The 20,007-nt window shown below is 61.7% G+C and carries 19 protein-coding genes and 1 pseudogene; 13 read left to right on the forward strand and 7 right to left on the reverse strand.

Annotation, left to right across the window (positions count from 1 at the left end):
* Positions 1–382 precede the first annotated feature (382 nt).
* From aroB to aroQ, 6 genes and pseudogenes are all read left to right on the forward strand, one after another.
* Positions 383–1,450, forward strand: coding sequence for a 3-dehydroquinate synthase (gene aroB, locus QZ326_RS04435; RefSeq protein ID WP_295741709.1), 1,068 nt, complete (start codon positions 383–385; stop codon positions 1,448–1,450).
* Between the two features lie 6 nt (positions 1,451–1,456).
* Positions 1,457–2,680: a 3-phosphoshikimate 1-carboxyvinyltransferase gene (locus QZ326_RS04440; protein ID WP_295741712.1), complete on the forward strand. Its 1,224-nt coding sequence runs from the start codon at positions 1,457–1,459 to the stop codon at positions 2,678–2,680.
* On the forward strand, positions 2,670–3,761 hold the full coding sequence (gene aroC, locus QZ326_RS04445) for a chorismate synthase (RefSeq protein ID WP_295741716.1): 1,092 nt from the start codon (positions 2,670–2,672) through the stop codon (positions 3,759–3,761). The genes QZ326_RS04440 and aroC overlap by 11 nt, the downstream gene beginning before the upstream one ends.
* On the forward strand, positions 3,748–4,884 hold the full coding sequence (locus tag QZ326_RS04450) for a bifunctional chorismate mutase/prephenate dehydratase (protein WP_295741719.1): 1,137 nt from the start codon (positions 3,748–3,750) through the stop codon (positions 4,882–4,884). Before aroC ends, QZ326_RS04450 begins: the two co-directional genes overlap by 14 nt.
* A gap of 3 nt (positions 4,885–4,887) precedes the next feature.
* Positions 4,888–6,150: pseudogene (locus QZ326_RS04455) on the forward strand (shikimate kinase); the annotation flags it as partial.
* Positions 6,151–6,198: 48 nt separating this feature from the next.
* A complete protein-coding gene (gene aroQ, locus QZ326_RS04460; RefSeq protein WP_295741759.1) occupies positions 6,199–6,624 on the forward strand; it encodes a type II 3-dehydroquinate dehydratase in 426 nt (141 codons plus the stop codon).
* 419 nt (positions 6,625–7,043) lie between these two features.
* On the opposite strand, the gene QZ326_RS04465 is transcribed toward aroQ, so the two are convergent.
* The 4 genes from QZ326_RS04465 to QZ326_RS04480 form a co-directional block, all read right to left on the reverse strand.
* Positions 7,044–8,774 (reverse strand): carbon starvation protein A, encoded by a 1,731-nt coding sequence (locus QZ326_RS04465; RefSeq protein ID WP_295741722.1) that lies wholly within the window; start codon positions 8,772–8,774, stop codon positions 7,044–7,046.
* A gap of 21 nt (positions 8,775–8,795) precedes the next feature.
* Complete coding sequence (locus QZ326_RS04470; RefSeq protein ID WP_295741725.1) at positions 8,796–9,302, reverse strand: hypothetical protein; 507 nt, start codon at positions 9,300–9,302, stop codon at positions 8,796–8,798.
* Complete coding sequence (locus QZ326_RS04475; protein ID WP_295741728.1) at positions 9,295–9,675, reverse strand: hypothetical protein; 381 nt, start codon at positions 9,673–9,675, stop codon at positions 9,295–9,297. The genes QZ326_RS04470 and QZ326_RS04475 overlap by 8 nt, the downstream gene beginning before the upstream one ends.
* 315 nt (positions 9,676–9,990) lie before the next feature.
* Positions 9,991–10,668: a FadR/GntR family transcriptional regulator gene (locus tag QZ326_RS04480; protein ID WP_295741731.1), complete on the reverse strand. Its 678-nt coding sequence runs from the start codon at positions 10,666–10,668 to the stop codon at positions 9,991–9,993.
* Between the two features lie 158 nt (positions 10,669–10,826).
* On the opposite strand from QZ326_RS04480, the gene QZ326_RS04485 reads away from it, so the two are divergent.
* The 6 genes from QZ326_RS04485 (at position 10,827) to QZ326_RS04510 (ending at position 15,371) form a co-directional block, all read left to right on the forward strand.
* Positions 10,827–11,507 (forward strand): hypothetical protein, encoded by a 681-nt coding sequence (locus QZ326_RS04485; RefSeq protein ID WP_295741734.1) that lies wholly within the window; start codon positions 10,827–10,829, stop codon positions 11,505–11,507.
* A gap of 32 nt (positions 11,508–11,539) precedes the next feature.
* On the forward strand, positions 11,540–11,752 hold the full coding sequence (locus QZ326_RS04490) for a 4Fe-4S binding protein (RefSeq protein WP_295741737.1): 213 nt from the start codon (positions 11,540–11,542) through the stop codon (positions 11,750–11,752).
* Positions 11,753–11,768: 16 nt separating this feature from the next.
* Positions 11,769–12,839, forward strand: a complete 1,071-nt coding sequence (locus tag QZ326_RS04495; RefSeq protein WP_295741738.1) for a 3-methyl-2-oxobutanoate dehydrogenase subunit VorB — start codon at positions 11,769–11,771, stop codon at positions 12,837–12,839.
* Between the two features lies 1 nt (position 12,840).
* Complete coding sequence (locus tag QZ326_RS04500; RefSeq protein ID WP_295741740.1) at positions 12,841–13,590, forward strand: thiamine pyrophosphate-dependent enzyme; 750 nt, start codon at positions 12,841–12,843, stop codon at positions 13,588–13,590.
* Position 13,591: 1 nt separating this feature from the next.
* Complete coding sequence (locus tag QZ326_RS04505; protein ID WP_295741743.1) at positions 13,592–14,128, forward strand: 2-oxoacid:acceptor oxidoreductase family protein; 537 nt, start codon at positions 13,592–13,594, stop codon at positions 14,126–14,128.
* A 157-nt stretch (positions 14,129–14,285) separates the two neighbouring features.
* A complete protein-coding gene (locus QZ326_RS04510; RefSeq protein ID WP_295741746.1) occupies positions 14,286–15,371 on the forward strand; it encodes a branched-chain amino acid aminotransferase in 1,086 nt (361 codons plus the stop codon).
* 60 nt (positions 15,372–15,431) lie between these two features.
* On the opposite strand, the gene QZ326_RS04515 is transcribed toward QZ326_RS04510, so the two are convergent.
* Positions 15,432–15,848: a hypothetical protein gene (locus QZ326_RS04515; protein WP_295741748.1), complete on the reverse strand. Its 417-nt coding sequence runs from the start codon at positions 15,846–15,848 to the stop codon at positions 15,432–15,434.
* A 202-nt stretch (positions 15,849–16,050) separates the two neighbouring features.
* Between QZ326_RS04515 and htpG the strand changes: the two genes are divergently transcribed.
* Positions 16,051–17,934 (forward strand): molecular chaperone HtpG, encoded by a 1,884-nt coding sequence (gene htpG, locus QZ326_RS04520; protein ID WP_295741751.1) that lies wholly within the window; start codon positions 16,051–16,053, stop codon positions 17,932–17,934.
* A 140-nt stretch (positions 17,935–18,074) separates the two neighbouring features.
* Here htpG and QZ326_RS04525 read toward each other — a convergent pair whose 3' ends face one another.
* On the reverse strand, positions 18,075–18,368 hold the full coding sequence (locus tag QZ326_RS04525) for a NifU family protein (RefSeq protein WP_295741753.1): 294 nt from the start codon (positions 18,366–18,368) through the stop codon (positions 18,075–18,077).
* Positions 18,361–19,890 carry an AAA family ATPase gene (locus QZ326_RS04530; protein ID WP_295741756.1) on the reverse strand — a complete coding sequence of 510 codons (1,530 nt, stop codon included), beginning with the start codon at positions 19,888–19,890 and terminating at the stop codon, positions 18,361–18,363. Before QZ326_RS04530 ends, QZ326_RS04525 begins: the two co-directional genes overlap by 8 nt.
* Between the last annotated feature and the right edge of the window lie 117 nt (positions 19,891–20,007).

Genomic DNA, 20,007 nt, shown 5'->3' on the forward strand with positions numbered 1-20,007 from the left:
TTCGCGCCTACTCTGTCCCGTTCGGGGAAGAAAGCTCGTCTACCGGCGGTAGGACAGCAATCCTGCCCAAACGTGCCAGACCAGGCGCGAAGCGCGGGAAGAGAAAGAAGCCCATGCGTCTACCCATCAAGTTTGCTGAGCCCCCTTCAAGCGAAGCAAAAATCTCCCACAACCACCAAAAGCGTCTTTTTCTCTTTTGGACCGTGCACGGCCCGTTTTCTCTTTTTCTGCGCTCAGAAAAAGAGAAAATGGGGGGTGCATCCCCGCACGGCGAAGCCGTGCACCCCCCCCGCCCCCGGCCCGTGGCCGGACTCTCTCGTCCCCGCCCGCGGCGGGAACCCCCCGTCCCCCTGGCAGGGGGGACCCCAAGGAGGCTGTTTTTATGTCTGATTGCAAATCCATTCAAGTTCACACCTCCCCCGCTTACGCGGTGACCATTGCCCCCGGTCTGCTGGCAGACTGCGGCCATCGGCTGCGGGAGGCCATGCCCCCCTGTCACATGGCGGTCATCACTGACAGCACTGTGGCCCCCCTGTACCTGGAGACGGTCCAAAAGAGTCTCGCTGAGGCGGGTTTCACCGTCAGCACCTATGTCTTCCCCGCCGGGGAGGGCAGCAAGAACTTCACCACACTGGCCAAGATCCTGGAGTTCCTGGCGGAGCGCCGCCTCACCCGCACCGACTGCGTGGCCGCCCTGGGCGGCGGCGTGACAGGGGACATGGCCGGTTTTGCCGCCGCCGTATATCTGCGGGGCATCCGGTATGTCCAGCTGCCCACCACGCTGCTTGCCGCCGTGGACTCCTCGGTGGGCGGCAAAACCGCCATCGATCTGGCCGCGGGCAAAAATCTGGCCGGCGCCTTTTTGCAGCCCGCCGCCGTGCTGTGCGACACGAACTGCCTGACCACCCTGCCGGGGGACGTTTTTGCCGATGGGGCCGCCGAGGCCATCAAGACCGGCGTCCTCTGCGACGAGAGCCTCTTCGCCCTCTTTGAGGACGAAACTCTGACCATAAACCCGGCAGAGGTCATTGCCCGGTGCGTGGCCTACAAGGCCGGCGTAGTGGAGCGGGACGAAAAAGAGCAGGGGGAGCGGAAGCTTTTGAACCTGGGCCACACTGTGGGCCACGCCATTGAAAAATGCAGCGGATACGACATCCCCCACGGTCACGCTGTTGCGGCGGGCCTGGCTGTCATCGCCCGGGCCGCGGAGGCTCTGGGCTGGACGGAAGTACCCATCGCCAGGCGTATTACTGCCTGTCTCGCCCAAAACGGCCTGCCCACCGGCACGGAATACGACGCGGAGTCCCTGGCCGCCTCCGCCTCCGCCGACAAGAAGCGCTCCGGCGGCGACATCACCTTGGTGGTTCCCAGGAGAATCGGCCTTTGTGAATTGAAAAAAATGCCCGTCTCGGAGCTGCTGCCCGTCATTCGGGCAGGATTGGAGGGATAACGCCCCATGGACGTCCGCATCTACCCCCGGCGCCTTGCCGGCGTGGTAACGCCGCCCCCCAGCAAATCCCTGGCCCACCGCCTGGTCATCGCCGCCTCCCTGGCGGCGGGCACCAGCACCATCCGCAACACGGACTTCTCCCAGGACATCGAGGCCACCCTGCGCTGCATGCATGCCCTGGGGGCCCGGTGGGAGACTGTGGAAAACGGGCTGCGGATCACCGGCATCGGCGGCATCCGCCAGCCCTTTGGGGACCTGCCCCGGTTTGACTGCGGGGAATCCGGCTCCACCCTCCGCTTTCTGATCCCCATCTCCATGACCGCGGGCCGGGGCGGCGTCTTCACCGGCCAGGGCCGGCTGATGGAGCGCCCCCAGCAGCCCTACTTCGGCCTGTTTCGGGAACGGGGCATCAACTATGAGCAGCAGGACGGCGTCCTCACAGTCCAAGGGCAGCTGACGCCGGGGGAGTACCGTCTGGCGGGGAACGTGTCCAGCCAGTTTTTCACAGGACTTCTGATGGCCCTGCCCCTGCTGGAGGGTCCCAGCGTGGTGGTCAGCACAACAGCCCTGGAGTCCGCCTCTTATGTCACCATGACCATGGGAGTGCTGGATCAGTGCGGCGTCCGGGTGCGCTACTCGCCGCAGATCAACAGCTTCGGCGTGTCGCCCGGGATCTACTGTCCCCTTGAGACCGTTGTGGAGGCTGACTGGTCCCAAGCCGCCTTCTGGTACGCCGCCATCACCCTGGGGAGCAGCCTGCGGCTCCGGGGCCTCAATGGGCGCTCCTCCCAGGGAGACGCCGCGGTGGTCTCCCACTGCAAAAGGCTCTCTGAAAACGGGGATGTCTCCATCGACCTCTCGGACTGCCCGGACCTGCTGCCGCCCCTTGCGGTGATGGCGGCCGTCCGCCGGGGCACCACCCGCTTTACCGGTGCGGCCCGCCTCCGGCTGAAGGAGAGCGACCGGCTGGCCACCGTCCACCAGATGCTCTCCGCCCTGGGAGGAGCCGCCTCAGAGGAGGCGGACAGTCTGACGGTCTACGGCGTCTCTACCCTCCCCGGCGGCACAGTGGACGGGGCCAACGACCACCGTATCGTCATGGCGGCGGCCGTTGCCGCCACCCGCTGCCAGGGCCCCGTGGTCATCCGGGGCGCCGAGGCGGTGAAAAAATCCTATCCCGGCTTTTGGCGGGAATATGAAAACCTGGGAGGTGACGTCCGTGTCCTCTGAGTTTGGCAGCTTTTTGCGGATCGGCGTGTTCGGCCAGTCCCACGGCAGAGCCATTGGAGTCAGCATCGACGGCCTGCCCGCCGGAGAAGCAATTGACCTGGAGGAGCTCCAGCGCTTTCTGGACCGGCGGAGGCCCGGAAAAAGCCCCCTCTCCACCGCCCGCAAGGAGACCGACACGCCGGAGTTCCTCTCCGGCCTGGAAAATGGCAAAACCTGCGGCGCACCGCTGTGCGCCGTCATCCGAAACGGCGATCAGCACTCCAAAGACTACAGCGAGCTTACCGACAAGCCCCGGCCCGGTCATGCGGACTATACCGCCGCTGTCAAGTGGGACGGCGGCGCAGACATGCGGGGCGGGGGCCACTTCTCCGGCCGGTTGACAGCCCCTCTGTGCATCGCCGGAGGAATTGCGAAACAAATTCTGGCCCGCCGGGGCATCTATGTGGGGGCCCACCTGGCCTCTGTGGGCGCGGAACAGGACGCCCCTTTCCCCCCGCTCCCTCCGCCGGAGCTCTTTGACGCTATCGCCGCAAAGCCCTTTCCCGTTCTGAACGACCACGCGGGGGAGGCGATGCAGGCCCTTATTCTGGCGGCGAAGGAGGCTTTGGACTCTGTGGGCGGCATTATCGAGTGCGCCGCCGTCGGCCTGCCCGCCGGGCTGGGAGCCCCCATGTTTGACGGCGTGGAGAACCGTCTGTCCGCGGCACTCTTCGGCATTCCCGCCGTAAAGGGGGTTGAATTCGGCGAGGGCTTTCACGCCGCACGGCTCCGGGGTTCCGAAAACAACGACCCCTTTGTCATGGAGGAGGGGCATATTCGCACAAAAACCAATCACGCCGGCGGCATTCTGGGCGGGATCACCACCGGTATGCCCATTGTCCTGCGGGCGGCCGTCAAACCCACGCCGTCCATTGGAAAACCGCAGCAAACCGTCAGCCTCTCCCGAATGGAGAACGCGGAGCTGACGATTCACGGACGCCACGACCCCTGCATTGCCCACCGGGCCGTCCCGGTGGTGGAGGCGGTGACCGCCGCCGTACTTTTAGATATGCTTTTGGAGGGAAATCATGGAACTTTCTGAAATCCGCACAAAAATCGACGCCGTAGACGACCAGCTGCTCTCCCTCTTCCTGGAGCGCATGGCCCTAAGCGAAGAGGTGGCCGCCTATAAGAACGAGCACCACCTGCCCATCCTCAATAAACAGCGGGAGCGGGAGATCCTAGCCAAGGTCACGGAGCGGGCCGGGGACAAGGAGCGCTACGCCTACCACCTGTACTCCACCCTCTTTGAGCTGGCCCGGTCCCGCCAGGCGGAGCTGGTCTCCGCCCCCACCCATGTGGCGGAGAGAATCAGCGCCGCCCTGGCCGCTGGCGGCGAGGTCTTCCCCCAGACGGGGCTGGTAGCCTGCCAGGGTGTGGAAGGGGCCAATTCCCAGGTGGCCTGCGACCGGCTGCTGCCCCGGGGGAACATTATGTACGTCAAGAGCTTCCAGGCGGTGGCCGCCGCCGTGGAATCCGGCCTGTGCAAATTCGGCGTGCTGCCTATCGAGAACAGCTCCAACGGCTCCGTCCGGGCAGTGTACCAGCTGCTCCAGGAGCACGACCTCTCCATTGTCCGCTCCGCCCGGCTGTGTATCCGCCACGAGCTGCTGGCCCTGCCCGGGGTGAAGCCGGAGGGCATCACGGAAATCTACTCCCATGAGCAGGCTATCGGCCAGTGCTCCAGGTTCCTGGGCGGCCTCAAGGACGTGAAGGTCATTCCCTGCGGCAACACCGCCGCCGCCGCCAAGATGGTGGCCGAGAGCGGCAGCCGTACAGCCGCGGCCATCTCCTCCCACCCCTGTGCCGCCCTGTATGGCCTGGAAGGCATCAACAGCAATATCCAGGACAGCGACAACAACTACACCCGTTTCATCTGCGTCACCAAAAAGCCTGTGATCTATGCCGGAGCCAACCGCATCAGCCTCATCATCGCCTTTGAAAACAAGCCCGGCGCACTGTACGACATTCTCTCCAAGCTGGCGGCTCTGGACATCAACATGACCAAACTGGAATCCTGTCCCGTGGCCGGCAGCGACTTTGAATTCATCTTCTTCATTGAGCTGGAGGCCTCTGTCAAAGACCCCAGTGTGCTGGCTATGCTGGAGGAGATGGAGCGCAGCTGCGCTCAGTTCCAGTTCCTGGGCAGCTACGCGGAAGTGTAAGCCATGGGTGAGAAAATATACGGCCTGCTGGGCGGTCATCTGGGTCACAGCTGGTCCGTGCCCATCCATAAGGCCCTGGGCTGTGAGGACTACCGGCTCATCGAGCTGGAGCCCGAGCAGCTGGAGGAGTTTCTCCAACGGAGGGACATTGGCGGCCTCAACGTCACCATCCCCTACAAGCGGGACGTAATGAAATTCTGCGATGTGATCGACCCGGCGGCAGAGGCCATCGGGAGCGTCAACACCCTGGTCCGCCGGGATGGAAAGCTGTACGGCTACAACACCGACATCGACGGCTTTTTGTATATGCTCCGCCGGGCAAAAATCTCTCTGGCGGGGAAGAAGGTGGTCATCCTGGGCAGCGGCGGCGCCTCTCTCACTGCCCAGGCCGCCGCCCGGCAGGAGGGCGCCCGGGAGGTTGTTGTGGTCTCCCGGACAGGTCCGGACAACTATGAGAACCTGCCGGACCGCCACGGAGACGCACAGGTCCTCATCAATACCACTCCCGTGGGTATGTGGCCCCATGTAGAAGGACTCTCTATGGACCTGAAACTGCTGCCCAGGATTACTGCGGCGGCGGATGTGATTTATAATCCCGTCCGGACAAATCTCCTGCTTCAGGCAGAGGCGCTGGACCGGGAAGCCCGGTATTGGGAGGAGGCGGACGTGGCAGAGCCTCTGGGCTCAGGCCTGCGGCGCGTCCAGTATACCGGCGGACTGCCCATGCTGGTCTCTCAGGCAAAACGGGCGGAGGAGCTATTCTATGGCAGGACGATCCCAGACAGCGAGACGGAGGCCATTGTCTCCAGGCTCTGGCAGGACACGACGAACATCGTTCTGGTGGGGATGCCCGGCAGTGGAAAAACCACCGTGGGCAAGGCACTGGCCCTCCTCTCCGGCAAGCCCTTTGTGGACCTGGACGGGGAGATTGTCCGGAAAGCCGGAAAGCCCATCCCGGAGATCTTTGCCCAGGAGGGCGAGGGAACCTTCCGGGCCGTGGAAAACGAGGTATTGGAGGAGGTCTGTGCCAAAAGCGGCCAGATCATCGCTACCGGCGGCGGGGCCGTCCTCTGGCCGGAGAACCGGGCCGCCATGCGGCGCACCGGGCGGGTGTATTTCCTCCGCCGGGACCTGAGCCGGCTTCCCATCGACGGACGGCCGCTGTCCCAGGCCGGAAAACTGGAGGAGATGTTCCGCCTCCGGGGCCCGCTGTACGAGCAGTCCGCAGATCAGTCCGTCCGGAACGACAGCTCCCCAGAGGAGACTGCTGCCGCCATCTGGAATGACTATCGAGCACACGCAGGAGGGATCTCCATGAAAATTCTGGTGATTAACGGCCCCAACATGAACATGTTGGGCATCCGCCAGCCGGAGATTTACGGCAGCGCCACCTATGAGGATCTGAAAGCCATGATCCGGGAGGAGGCCAACCGGCTGGGGGTAGAGGTGTCTTTTTTCCAGTCCAACCACGAGGGGGCGTTGGTGGACGCCATCCAGCAGGCGTATTTTAACAAGGTGGACGGCATCATCATCAACCCCGCCGCCTATACCCACACCAGCGTGGCACTGCTGGACGCCGTGAAGGCTGTGGGAATCCCTACAGTGGAAGTACATGTGTCCGATCCGGACACCCGGGAGGAGTTTCGGCACGTGTCGTACATTCGGGCCGCCTGCGTGGGGACGGTTCGGGGCCACGGGCTGCCTGGGTATTTGGAAGCTCTTCGTATACTGGTGGAATAAAAGTTTCGGTCAAGCCTTTTCAAAGGCTTGCGGGGTGCAGGGGGCAGAGCCCCTGCAAAATCCCCCGTAAAAATGCCGCCGCTCAGCGGCGGTATGAAAGATGCAGCAAAACAGCGCCTGCCGTCGAAGACGGCGGGCGCATCTTTTGCGAGAAGGCTGCTTCTCCTTCAAATCGCAGGTCTCCCCACGAAAGGCACGGGCGCATCCGCCGTTTCGCTTGCCTTGACAGATTCTGCCGCTAAACGGCGAAATTCCCGCAGGGGGCTCTGTCCCCTTACTCCCCGCAACCTTTAAAAAGGCCGTCGAAACTTTTATCTGCGCTCCGCGCCCGCAAAAAAGGACTGCCGCTGATGCGGCAGTCCTTTTTATTCGCTTGTCACCGCGGAGACTGGCAAAACTCCGCCGTTTCACAGCAGGCCTCAGGCCTTCTGCTTCTGCTTGGAGATCGTGACAATGCCCTCGATGGCCAGGATAACCGCCAGCACCACCAGCAGTACGCCCAGAACCGCCTGGACATAGGGACCCCAGTCAACACCGCCGGCAGAAATCAGCTTCACCTGGTTGATGCTGTTGATAATCAAGGAGGCAATGGTGACAATCAGCATAAAGAACATGGGGAACAGGAACATTTTGTTGTTCTTGCCGATGTTGCCCAGCCAAGTAGCCACGGCCAGCAGACCCAGAGCGGCCAGCAGCTGGTTGGCGGAACCGAACAGCGCCCAGATCTTCTCATAGCCGTTCAGGCCCAGCACCACGCCCAGCACCACAGTGATGCCGGTGGACACATACATGTTGGATAGGACCTTCTTGTAGCCGGTGACGTTCTCCGGGGTTTCGCCCTTGCTGGAATCCAGCCAGAACTCCTGGAACATGAACCGGGCCAGACGGGTGGCGGTGTCCAGGGAGGTCAGGCAGAAGGCGGAGTAGGTCAGCACCAGCAGGGTGTAGAGGATGCTGTAGGTGCCGGGGATGGAGTCGTCGATCATGTGGGCCAGGCCGCCGCCGAAGATGGCGGTGGCGCCCGCCAGGGCATTGTCGGGGTTGGCCGCGTTCCAGCTGTAGGCATAGGCCACGGCGCACAGGGTCAGGATGGCCAGGACGCACTCCAGCAGCATGCCGCCGTAAGCGATGGGCTTCGCGTCGGTCTCCTTATCCAGCTGCTTGGAGGTGGTGCCGGAGGAGACCAGGGAGTGGAAGCCTGAGATTGCGCCGCAGGCGATGGTGGTGAACAGGACGGGGAAGATGGGGTTGCCCGCGCCGGTGTCGGGGTTGGTGACCACGAAGGTGTTCACCGCGGCCATGCTCCCCATGTCGGGCCGGGCCAGCACCACGGCGATGACCGCCAGGGCCAGCATGGCGTACAGCAGGAAGGAGCTCAGGTAGTCGCGGGGCTGGAGCAGGATCCACACGGGGGTGACGGAGGCGATGGCGATGTAAATGCCGCAGATCCACATCCAGGCGTCCTTGCTCAGGTAGATGGGGTGGAAGTTCATGCCGATGGCGATGATGGCCACGATGGCGATGACGCCGATCACGCTGGCCACGGACATGGGGGCGTTCCGGCGGTACACCAGGAAGCCGAAGACAATGGCGATGGCGATGAACAGCAGGGAGACCATGGCCACCCGGGCGTTGGCCTCGGAGGCGACCAGATCCACCTCGCCCGCCTCGGTGAAGGTGGCGCCGAAGGTGCCGGCCACGATGGAGGCGAAGGCCGCCACCACCAGGATCAGCGTCAGGTAGGCAAAGATCAGGAACAGCGTCTTGGCCCGGCGGCTCATGTTGGTGGAGATGATCTCGCCGATGGACTTGCCGCCGTGGCGGACGGAGGCAAACAGGGCGCCGAAGTCATGGACACCGCCGAAGAAGATGCCGCCGACGAGAATCCACAGGGTGCAGGCCAGCCATCCAAAGCCGGCGGCATTGATAGGGCCGGTAATGGGGCCGGCGCCCGCGATGGACGAGAAGTGGTGGCCCATCAGGATGGGGGCCTTGGCGGGGACATAGTCGATGCCGTCCTCCATGGTGTGGGCGGGGGTGGGCTTGTCATTTTCGCCGACGCCCCACTGCTTGCACAGCCAGCGGCCATAGAAGATGTAGCCGCAGACCAGCACAGCAACGCTGATGATCAGAAGTAACAGACCATTCATTGCTAGGTACACTCTCCCTTCTTATTTTGCCCCGAAGTTGCCCTCTAGGGTCTTGCGAGCGACTCTCCCGGCTGGATTGGAGAGGAAGCTCAATGTGGAACATTCCATTGCGGTTATGTGATACTCCATCCAGCCATGGAGTGCCAGCCAAAAGTTTTTCTGGAAGCGGGTCCGCTTGATGAGCTTCTTCGCCTCCGGATCGATGACGTCCGCCAGGATCACAAGCGTGACGTAAGAGCACATGTGCTCTTTGTGGGGCTTGATCTCTTTCAGCCCCGCCGCCCTGGAAATCTCGATCTGACGCCGCAGCGTCTCCACATCCAGGTGGTCTGTCAAATAGAAATATGTATAGTCGTGCTGCTCCGTGGCGTAAAACTGCTTATCCCGGCGGACCAGGTAGTGTTCATCCCGCAGGTAGAAAAACGCCGCGGCGGGGTAACGCCCGCCCTCCACCTCCACATCCCGAAAAATATCGTAGCTGTGGGAATAGGCGTTCAGCAGCTTTTCCAGAGCCTCGTTTTTATCCATTCTCTCCTCCGTCCTCAACAGGGGGCTTTACAGACGCCGCGTGAGGGGCCCGAGCTTTCAGCTCCTCCATCACAGGCGGGGCCATACGGGGGTCCGCCAGCAAAATCACAGCCAGCTCCTCTCCGCCGGATGAGAGCACGATATGCTCCACCCCCATCTCCCCTCCGCAGCAGGAAACCCGAATAGGAACCTGCAGCACTCTGCGAAAAAAGCGGTCGATCTCGGCGTAAGCGATATAGCAGACACGCATCTTCCTCCGGAAAAACAGGTGCCGCTCTCCCATGCGGAAGACATCCATTTTCTTTGCCGCGCGGTACTCCGGCGCCAAGGTGGACGGCTCGGCGGCAGCCGTCTTCAAGGGGCAAAACTTCATACAGCGGTTCCTCCTGCGGCCGCCGGAGGCCGGCTGCCGGTATGGGGCACCCGTGTTCCTCTCCGCCCCGAAGGGGCGGAGAGAGGGGGTACCCCCTCTCTTTGTTCGTTTGTTTACGGCGCTATTATACACGCTCGTTTCGGATTTGTTAAGAGGGTATCGCCCAATTTGTGTACAATTTGTGAATGGCCGCAAATTATTTGTGCATTTTGGCGAAATTTCCCGTAATTTCCATGCGCTATGACGTATTTATCCCTCCATTTAGCGACAGCCCATTGTGCAGAATATACAATCCCGCTTTTTCCGGAGACCCTTTTACAGGGTGTTGATCAGGTGTTTCATATGGATGCTCATGGCGTACCGTGCCCCGGCCTCGTCCCGCCGGAGCAGGAACTCCAGAATCAGCCGGTTGTCCCGCAGGGCGATATCCTGCATCTGCTGGCGGTTCTGGGAAATCTGAAGAATCTCGTTGACAGCGCTGTTGATGATGGGGTACAGGCGGCGCATATATTCGTTGTGCGAGGCCTTGATAATGGCCCAGTGGAACTCCTGGTCCGCCAGGGGCCAGTCCCCGCCGGCGGCGGCAATCTCCTCCACCCGCTCCGCCTTTCGCCGGATCAGCCGCAGCTCCTCGTCGCTGGCCCGCTGGCAGGCCAGGGCCACGGTGGCCGGCTCAAAGATCAGCCGCATCTCAAAGAGGTCCTTGGCCCGCACCCGGGACCGCACCCCCGCCAGGGCCGTCAGATCCAGCCCCTCGGCCGGCAGGCTCTCCGCCACAAAGGTGCCCTTTCCCCGGCGGATCTCCAGCACCCCCTGGGCCGCCAGAAAGGAGATGGCCTCCCGCAGCGTGGTGCGGCTGACACCCAGCTCTCCGCTGAGCTCGTTTTCATTGGGCAGCTTGCTGCCCGGCACATAGCGGTGCTCGTCCACAATCATCTCATACAGGCGGTCAGAGGTCTTCTCCGACAGCTTTGCTTTTTTCCGCTCCATCATTTGTCTTCCTCCAGAATAATCTCATTTTCCGGTGACATCATACATCATTTTTTATAAAAATACAAGAAGGCTCTTGACACCACATCTTTTCAGAAGTACAATGACATCATACATCACAGTGCGAAATAATACAACACATTTTGAAGGAGGCGAACGCCTTGGCTGCCGCCGAGATCTGCACCCACCGTCTCTCCATCGTCACTGGACACTACGGCACCGGCAAGACGGAATTCGCTGTGAATCTGGCGTTGTCCCTGGCTGCCGGGGAAGCGCAGGTGATGCTGGCGGACCTGGACATCGTCAATCCCTACTTCCGCTCCCGGGAGCGCAGGCAGCTGCTGGAGGAGGCGGGCATCCGGCTGGTATCCACCTCCCAGACCTGCGCTGACGCCGACGTCCCCGCCATCCCGGCGGAGCTCCTGGCCATTCTGGAGGACCGGGCCGTCCGGGGCGTGCTGGACATCGGCGGGGACCCGGCGGGGGCCAGAGTGCTGGCCCGGTTTCAACCAAAAATCGTCAGGGAGGACTACCAGCTCATCTATGTGCTCAACGCCAACCGTCCCGAGGTCCGGACGCCGGAAACCGCCGTCCGCTATCTCCGGGCCATTGAGGAGACCACCGGCCTCGCCTGCTCCGCCCTGGTGAACAACACCCACCTGTGCGGCGAGACCACAGAGGCGGAGATTCTCAAGGGCGCGGCGCTGGCGGGGGCAGTCTTCCGGGAGACGGGCATTCCGGTGCTCTGCCATATGGCGGAGGAGCGGTTTCTCCCCGGCCTGAAAAAACTGCGGGAACCAGTGTTCCCCATCACGATTCGAATGAAAAAACCATGGGAATGACCTGTATGAATTGAGAGGAGGATGTTTTCCATATGGCCGCCAAAATCACATTTGATTCCGACCGGTGCAAAGGGTGCGAGCTGTGCGCAATGGCCTGTCCCCGGCACATCATCGCCGTTGACCCCCGCACCATCAACCGCAAGGGGTATCACCCCGCCGGGGTGACGGACATCGGCCAATGTATCGCCTGCGCCAGCTGCGCGAAAATCTGTCCCGATTCCGTTATCACCGTGGAAAAGTTCTGAAAGGAGGCTGAACGCTATGGCAAAAGAACTCTGGAAAGGCAATGAGGCCATTGCCGAGGCCGCTATCCGGGCGGGGTGCGACTGCTTTTTCGGCTATCCCATCACTCCCCAGAGCGAGGTGCCGGAGTATATGTCCGTCCACCTGCCCAAGGCCGGCGGCGTGTTCGTCCAGTCCGAGTCGGAGGTGGCCGCCATCAACATGGTCTATGGCGCCGCCGGCGCCGGCATGCGGGCCATGACCTCCTCCTCCTCCCCGGGCATCAGTCTGAAGCAGGAGGGCATTACATACCTGGCGGCGTCGGAGCTGCCCTGCGTCATTGTCAACGTCATGCGGGGCGGTCCGGGCCTGGGCACCATTCAGCCCGGCCAGGGCGACTACTTCCAGGCCACCCGGGGCGGCGGAAACGGCGACTACCGCACCGTGGTGCTGGCCCCCTCCAACGTCCAGGAGACGGTGGACTTCGTCCAGGAGGCCTTCGACATCGCCGACCAGTACCGCAGCCCTGTGCTCGTGCTGGCAGACGGCCTCATTGGACAGATGATGGAGCCCATCGAGTGGCGCGCCGTCCCCAAGCGGCAGCTGCCCCCTAAGGATTGGGCCGCCAGCGGCAGAAAGGGCCGGGACCACACCAACGTCATCAACTCCCTCTTCCTCAACCCCGAGGAGTGCGATGCCCTGAACCAGCGCCTGACGTTGAAATACGCGGAAATTGAGAAAAACGAGGTCCGCTGGGACACTGCCTCCTGCGAAGACGCCGAAGTCCTCATCACCGCCTACGGCACCCCCGCCCGCATTGCCCTCACCGCTCTGGATGCCCTGCGGGAGGAGGGGATCAGGGCCGGGCTGTTCCGGCCCATGACCCTCTGGCCTTTCCCGGAGAAAGCCCTGCGGGATCTGGCGTCGGAGTCCCATGTGAAAGTCATCCTGGATGTGGAGATGAGCTCCACCGGCCAGATGCTGGACGATGTGCGCCTGGCAGTGGGAGGAAAGAAGCCCATCCGCTACCTGGGCCGCGCCGGCGGCCTGATCCCCACTGTGGAGGAAATGATCGAATCGGCCAAGACGGCCCTGAAGGAGGCGCAGTGATATGGCGGTCGTATATGAAAAAACCAAGGGCCTGACGGATGCCGAGCTCCATTACTGCCCCGGCTGCCACCACGGCATCATCCACAAGCTCATTGCCGAGACGCTGGTGGAACTGGACCTGCTGGACGGGGCCATCGGCGTGTGTCCCGTGGGTTGCTCCGTACTCGCCTTCAAATACTTCAACTGCGATATGCTGGAGGCCGCCCACGGCCGGGCCCCCGCTGTGGCTACGGGCATCAAGCGCACCCACCCCGCCCAGGCGGTGTTCACCTACCAGGGGGACGGGGACCTGGCCTCCATCGGCGCAGCGGAGATCGTCCACGCCGCCATGCGGGGGGAGAAGTTCACCACCATCTTCGTCAACAACGCCATCTATGGCATGACCGGCGGCCAGATGGCCCCCACCACCCTCATCGGCCAGCGGGCCACCACCTGCCAGGAGGGCCGCACCATTCAGCAGGCGGGCATGCCCATAAGGGTTGCTGAGATGCTCTCCACCCTGGACGGCTGCGTCTACGCCGAGCGTGTGTGCGTCACGGACATCCCCAACCTGAACAAGGCGAAAAAGGCCATCAAAACAGCCTTCCAGAAACAGATGTCAGGCGAGGGCTTCACCTTTGTGGAGGTTCTCTCCACCTGTCCCACCAACTGGGGCATGACGCCGGTGAAGTCCGTTCAGTGGCTGAAAGAAAACATGATCCCATACTATCCCCTGGGCGTTATCAAGGACAAGGGTCTGGAGGTGCATTGAGATGCTGAAGAAAATCATTATTTCCGGCTTCGGCGGGCAGGGAGGCTTGGCTATCGGCAAGAATTTGGCAGAGGCCGGCATGGAGGCGGGATTTCATGTCACCTGGGCCCCCTCCTACGGCCCCGAGATGCGGGGCGGCACCGCCAACTGTTCCGTGGTCATCTCCACCAAGCCCATCGGCTCCCCTGTATTCGCCTCCTCCACGGAGCTCATCGCCCTGAACGAGCCCTCCCTGGAGAAATTTGAGGCGGGCGTCCAGCCCGGCGGCTCTGTGTTCGTCAACTGCGACGTGGTTACCGACCAGGTCCGGCGGGAGGACCTGACCGCCTGCTACATCCCCTGCGCCAAGACCGCAGAGGAGGTGGGCAGCCCCAAGGTGGGCAACATGGTGATGCTGGGAGCCTATGTGGCCAAAACCGGCTTTTTGAAGCCGGAGACCATCGAAACCATGATCGCCCAGATGTTCGCCGGTCCCAAGGCCAAATTCGTCCCGTTGAATATCGAGGCCTTCCGCCGGGGAATGGCCTGCGTCCGGTGACCTGCTCCGGCAGACTTTGCGGGCGGCTGCCTTTTGGCAGCTGCCCGCTGATTTTTCCGTTGACTTTCCCGGACAAGGGGCGTATAAATGTAGTTGTATATAAATGCAAAGCATCTCACAGAGATATACAAACTATTTTGATAAAGGAGTGTCTGCAATGCTGGACATCAAGATCACCAAAACCTCCTCCCCCAAGGCCAAGCCCGCCGATGAGAGCAAGCTGGGCTTTGGCAAGGTCTTCACCGACCACATGTTCATCATGGACTACGACGCCGGTCAGGGCTGGCACGACCCCCGCATCATCCCCTACGGCCCGCTGTCCCTGGACCCCTCCGCCGTGGTGTTCCACTACGCCCAGGAGTGCTTTGAGGGCATGAAGGCCTACCGCACCGCGGAGAACAAAATCCAGCTCTTCCGCCCGGAGTGCAACGCCCGCCGCATGAACAACACCCATGAGCGGCTGTGCATTCCCCAGCTCCCTGAAGAGGACTTCGTGCAGGCCGTAAAGGCCATTGTGGAAGTGGAGAAGGACTGGGTGCCCCACTCCGAGGGCGCCTCCCTGTACATCCGCCCCTACACCATCGCCACCATGGCCCAGCTGGGCGTCCACGCCTCCACCTCTTATCAATTTATTATCATCTGCTCTCCCTCCGGCGCCTACTACGCCGCGGGGCTGGCCCCTGTCGACATCTACGTGGAGGACACCTATGTCCGCGCCTGCCCCGGCGGCACCGGCTTCACCAAGTGCGGCGGCAATTACGCCGTGAGCCTGCTGGCGGGCCAGAAGGCTGAGAAGAAGGGATACAGCCAGGTGCTGTGGCTGGACAGCCAGGAGCGCAAGTATGTGGAAGAAGTGGGCGCAATGAACATCTTCTTCAAGATCGGCGGCAAAATCTACACTGCCGCCGCCCAGGACAAGGACGGCACCGTCCTCCCCGGCGTCACCCGCCGCTCCATTATCGAGCTGCTGCGCGACTGGGGCTATGAGGTCATTGAGGGCCGGCTGGCCATCGACGACATCATGAAGGCCTCCCGGGAGGGCAAGCTGGAGGAGGTCTTCGGCTCCGGCACCGCCGCCGTGGTTTCCCCGGTAAAGAAGCTGGACTATGAGGACCAGTCCGCCTTTATCAATAACGGTGAGATCGGCCCGCTGACCCAGAAGCTGTACGACACCATGACCGGTATGCAGTGGGGCAAGATCGCCGATACCAAGGGATGGATCGTCCCCGTCTGTCAGGCCTGACACCGCACCCACCAAATAACACCGGCCCGGGGCGCTGCCCTGGGCCGGTCCTTCATGCGTCTATGTCTTTGCGTTAATCTGCGCGCCGCACTTGGGGCAGGTGATGATGATCTTCCCCTTCCCCACCGGCACCCGGCAGATGGTCTTGCAGTTTTTGCAGGTAAAATACTTGTGGTCCCTGTCGGCGTGGCGGGCTGCGGCGTTCTTCCGGCCGCTCCGTATCCGCCAGACAAAATTCACCCACTTCTGGTTCTCCGCCCGGCGCCTGTAGAGGTTTTTGGAAAACATCCGGGCGAGAATATTGAGCATCAGGGCAAACAAAAGCCCTTCAAAAATACTGGTCACCAGGCGGCTTTTCAGTGTCATATTGAGCACCAGCTCCACCAGCCACAGCCCCAGATAGGCGCCGAACAACGCCCGGTTCAGCTGATCCATGCCGTTGCGGCCGTACATAAACCGGGCGATCGCGTTCCCCATCCTCCGGAAAATGCCCATACTCCCGAACCCCTTTCCAGCGTTTTTACGCCGCTCCGTCTCTTTCTCTGTATTCTACTCGCAATTTTCGGGATAGACAACCGTCTGACAGCAGAATTTACAAAATAGTCATTTCTTTTCGGGAGTTGTTATGGTATATTTACTGATTATCAAAAAATAAAAATAAAGGAAGTGTATGCATTTTATGGCAAAGAAGCAATTCAAGGCGGAGTCGAAGCGGCTGCTGGACCTGATGATCAATTCCATCTACACCCACAAGGAAATTTTCCTGCGGGAAATCATCTCCAATGCCAGCGACGCCTGCGACAAACTGTGCTACCTGGCCTTGACCGACGACAGCGTCGGCCTGAACCGCAAGGACTTCAAGATCGACCTGACCGTGGACAAGGAGAGCCGTCTCCTCACGGTCTCCGACAATGGCATCGGCATGGACAAAGAGGACCTGGAGAATAACCTGGGCGTCATCGCCTCCTCCGGCTCCTACAAGTTCAAGCAGGACCTGCCCGACGGCGCCAAGGACACCGACGTCATCGGCCAGTTTGGCGTGGGCTTCTACTCCGCCTTCATGGCGGCGGACCGCATCACCGTGGTGACGAGGAAATATGGCTGCGCTACCGCCTACCAGTGGCAGTCCTCCGGGGCCGACGGCTACACCATCACCGAGTGCGAAAAGGAGACCGTGGGTACCGATATCATTATGCACATCAAGCCGGATACCGACGACGAGAAATACGGCGAATTCCTGGAGTCCTGGCGGCTCCAGGAGCTGGTGCGGAAGTACTCGGACTACATCCGCTTCCCCATCCGCATGGAGGTCAGCAAGACCCGGAAGAAGGAGGACTCTCCGGAGGACAAGCCGGAGTACGAGACCTACACCGAGGTGGACACCCTGAACTCCATGGTGCCCATCTGGCAGCGGCGCAAGTCCAGCGTGAAGCCGGAAGAGTACAACAAGTTCTACCGGGACAAGTTCCACGACTATGCCGACCCCCAGCGGGTCATCGCCGTGTCCGCCGAGGGCGCCGTGACCTACAAAGCGCTGCTGTTCGTCCCCGGAGCCGCCCCCTTTGACTACTACACCAAGGAGTTTGAGAAGGGCCTCCAGCTCTACTCTAACGGCGTGCTCATCATGGATAAGTGCGCGGACCTGCTGCCGGACCACTTCCGGTTCATCAGGGGCGTAGTGGACTCTCCGGACCTCTCCCTGAATATCTCCCGGGAGCTCTTACAGCATGACCGGCAATTGAAGGTCATTGCCGGGAACCTGGAAAAGAAGATCAAGAGCGAGCTTGCCAAGATGCTGAAGGACAGCCGGGAGGACTACGGGAAGTTCTGGAAGAACTTCGGCCGCCAGCTGAAATACGGCGTGGTGAACGAATACGGCCGGCACAAGGACCTTCTCCAGGACCTGCTGCTGTTCCACTCCTCCACCGAAAAGAAACCGGTGACGCTGGAGGAGTATGTCTCCCGCATGAAGGAGGATCAGAAGTATATCTACTATGCCGCAGGCGACAGCCTGGAGAAGATCGACAAACTCCCCCAGACGGAGTCGCTGCGGGACGCCGGCACAGAGATCCTCTACTTTATCGAGGAGGTGGACGAGTTCTGCGCCCAGACCATCCGGGCTTACAAGGACAAGGAATTCCGCTCCGTGCTGGACCAGGAGATCGACGAGGGCGCGGAGAAAAAGTCCGAGGAGGCCGCCGCCGCCCACAAGTCTGTCTTTGACTTTGTAAAAGAGGCCTTGGGCGACTCTGTCAAGGAGGTTAAGGCCTCCGCCCGGCTGAAATCCCATCCCGTCTGCCTCACCGCCGGAGAGGGGCTGAGCTTTGAGATGGAGAAGTACTTCCAGGCCGTCCAGCCCGATGCCGCGCTCAAGGCGGACCGCATCCTGGAGCTGAACGTGGACCACCCCGCCTTCCAGGCTCTGGAGAGTGCCGTGGAGGCGGACCCGGACAAGGCGAAGAAGTACGCCTCGCTGCTTTACAGCCAGGCCCTTCTGATCGCGGGCCTGCCTCTGGAGGACCCCTCCGGGTATACGGATTTGGTCTGTGAGCTGATGAAATGAATCTGAAAACAAGGACGGCAGGGCCCGCGGGCCCTGCCGTCCTCTTATTCACCTGGCCTCGCTTCGGTACCGCTCCACCAGGCTGTCAAACTCCTCCAGCCGTACAGCTTCATGTACAGCCGCCCTCCGCTTCCCCGCTCTCACAGATGGTGCTCCCGCAGAAGCTTTTTCGCCTGCTCCCACAGCTCGTCACTGACGGTCTGGACCACCGCAACCCTCCGCACCAGCTCCGGCAAAGCCTTTACCAGCTCCGCCTCCACGACAGTCTCACTGGTCAGGTCTGCCGAGGGGCACCCGGCGCACTGGCCCAGCAGCTTCACATACAGCACGCCGTCCTTCAGACGGTCGATCTCGATCTCACCGCCGTGGGCCCGCAGAGCGGGGCGTACACGTTCATCCAGCACGGCCTCAATGCGTCTCAGGTCCTCATTCATCCTGTGTCTCCTCCTGTTCCGCCGCCTTTGCAGCCTGAATTTCCTCCCGGATGCGATGGCGGGTATCGTCAAACAGCAGCTCCCGGTTGTGGCGGAAGTAGGCATCGCAGCCGAAATTCTCCACAAACCAGCTGGTGTCGTATCCGGCGGTGATTTCCGTCACAAAGATCACCAGCTCCTGGCTGTCACCGAAGGTCTCCTCCAGAAAGCGGAAGGCGTTTGCAAACATCGTCCCCGTCTCTCCGCCCAGAGCTGTCCGGCGGTCCACCTCCCGGGAAAACCATCCCCGGACGGCGTCCATAGCCTCCGCCGGAGAGACGTTCTCCTCCGCCAGCTGCCGGCGGTAATCCTCCAGCGTGTTGATCTCCCGCTGGGTCAGGTCCCGGGTCTCCCGGTCCAGCTGTCCCGCCTCTTTGGCCCGTTTCAGCGTCTCCTGCCGGCGCCGGACCAGCTGAGCCAGCACCGCCTGCGGCTCCTCCTCCGCGATTCTCTCCCGGAACTCCGTCAAAGCGGCGTGGAGGGCAGTGGACAAAGCGTCCTGGCGCCGGGTATTCCGGGCCTCCCCACTGAGGCGGGAGAGTGTCAGACCCATCACCGACAGCTTCTCGTCAAAGGGCGCGGCCCGCAGCTCCGACACGGTGATGGGCAACCATGTCCCCCGCAGAATATCTTCCACCTGATAGGTCCGCTGATACTTGTAATAGAGCTCCAGGTAATTGGCAAAATCCTTGGCAATCCGGGGCATCTGAATATACTGCCCCACCACCTCCCGGCTCACCCGAAGGCCCAGCTTTTCATACGCGCAGATCAGCTCGCTGAGATCTTCCCAGCCCCGGGCAGTAGCAAACTGCAGTCCGTCCGCCGTGGTCTCCACCCGGTAAAAATTGTCCTTCCGGATGTCCAGATAGGACACCACCGCCCCATGGACGCCTTTCCGCCGGGCGTACTCCTTCCAGACGGGAAAGTCCTCCGTCACGTCGATGCGCTTCACCCGGTCCAGCGTCACCACATCGAAGTCCCGGACGGACTTGTTGTACTCCGGAGGGTTTCCCGCTGCGGCGATGAGCCAGCCCTCTGGCAGGTGCTGGTTGCCGAAGGTCTTGCACTGCAAAAATTGCAGCATCATTGGGGCCAGAGTTTCGGAGACACAGTTGATCTCGTCCAGGAACAGGATGCCCTCTTTCAGGCCGGTTTTTTCCATCAGCCGGTAGACGGAGGCCAGTATCTCGCTCATGGTGTACTCGGTGACAGAGAACTCCTCTCCGCCGTAAGTCCGCTTTTCGATGAAGGGCAGGCCCACGGCGCTCTGGCGGGTATGGTGGGTGATGGTGTAGGCCACCAGGCCCACGCCGGTCTCCGCTGCGATCTGCTCCATGATTTGGGTCTTGCCGATGCCCGGCGGGCCCATCAGCAGCACAGGCCGCTGACGGACAGCGGGAATCAGATAGTTGCCCAAAGCGTCTCTGGCGAGATAGGCCTTTAAGGTATTTGCAATCTCTTGCTTGGCTTGTTTGATGTTCATGGCAATGGTCCTTTCGGAGGTGTCCGGCCATAGGCCGGGGCAGGGGCGCCGCCCCACGGGGCGGGACGGGGGTGCACGGCTTCGCCGTGCGGGATGCACCCCCCATTTTCTCTTTTT

The organism is uncultured Oscillibacter sp. (assembly GCF_910587525.1).
Lineage (GTDB): Bacteria > Bacillota > Clostridia > Oscillospirales > Oscillospiraceae > Oscillibacter.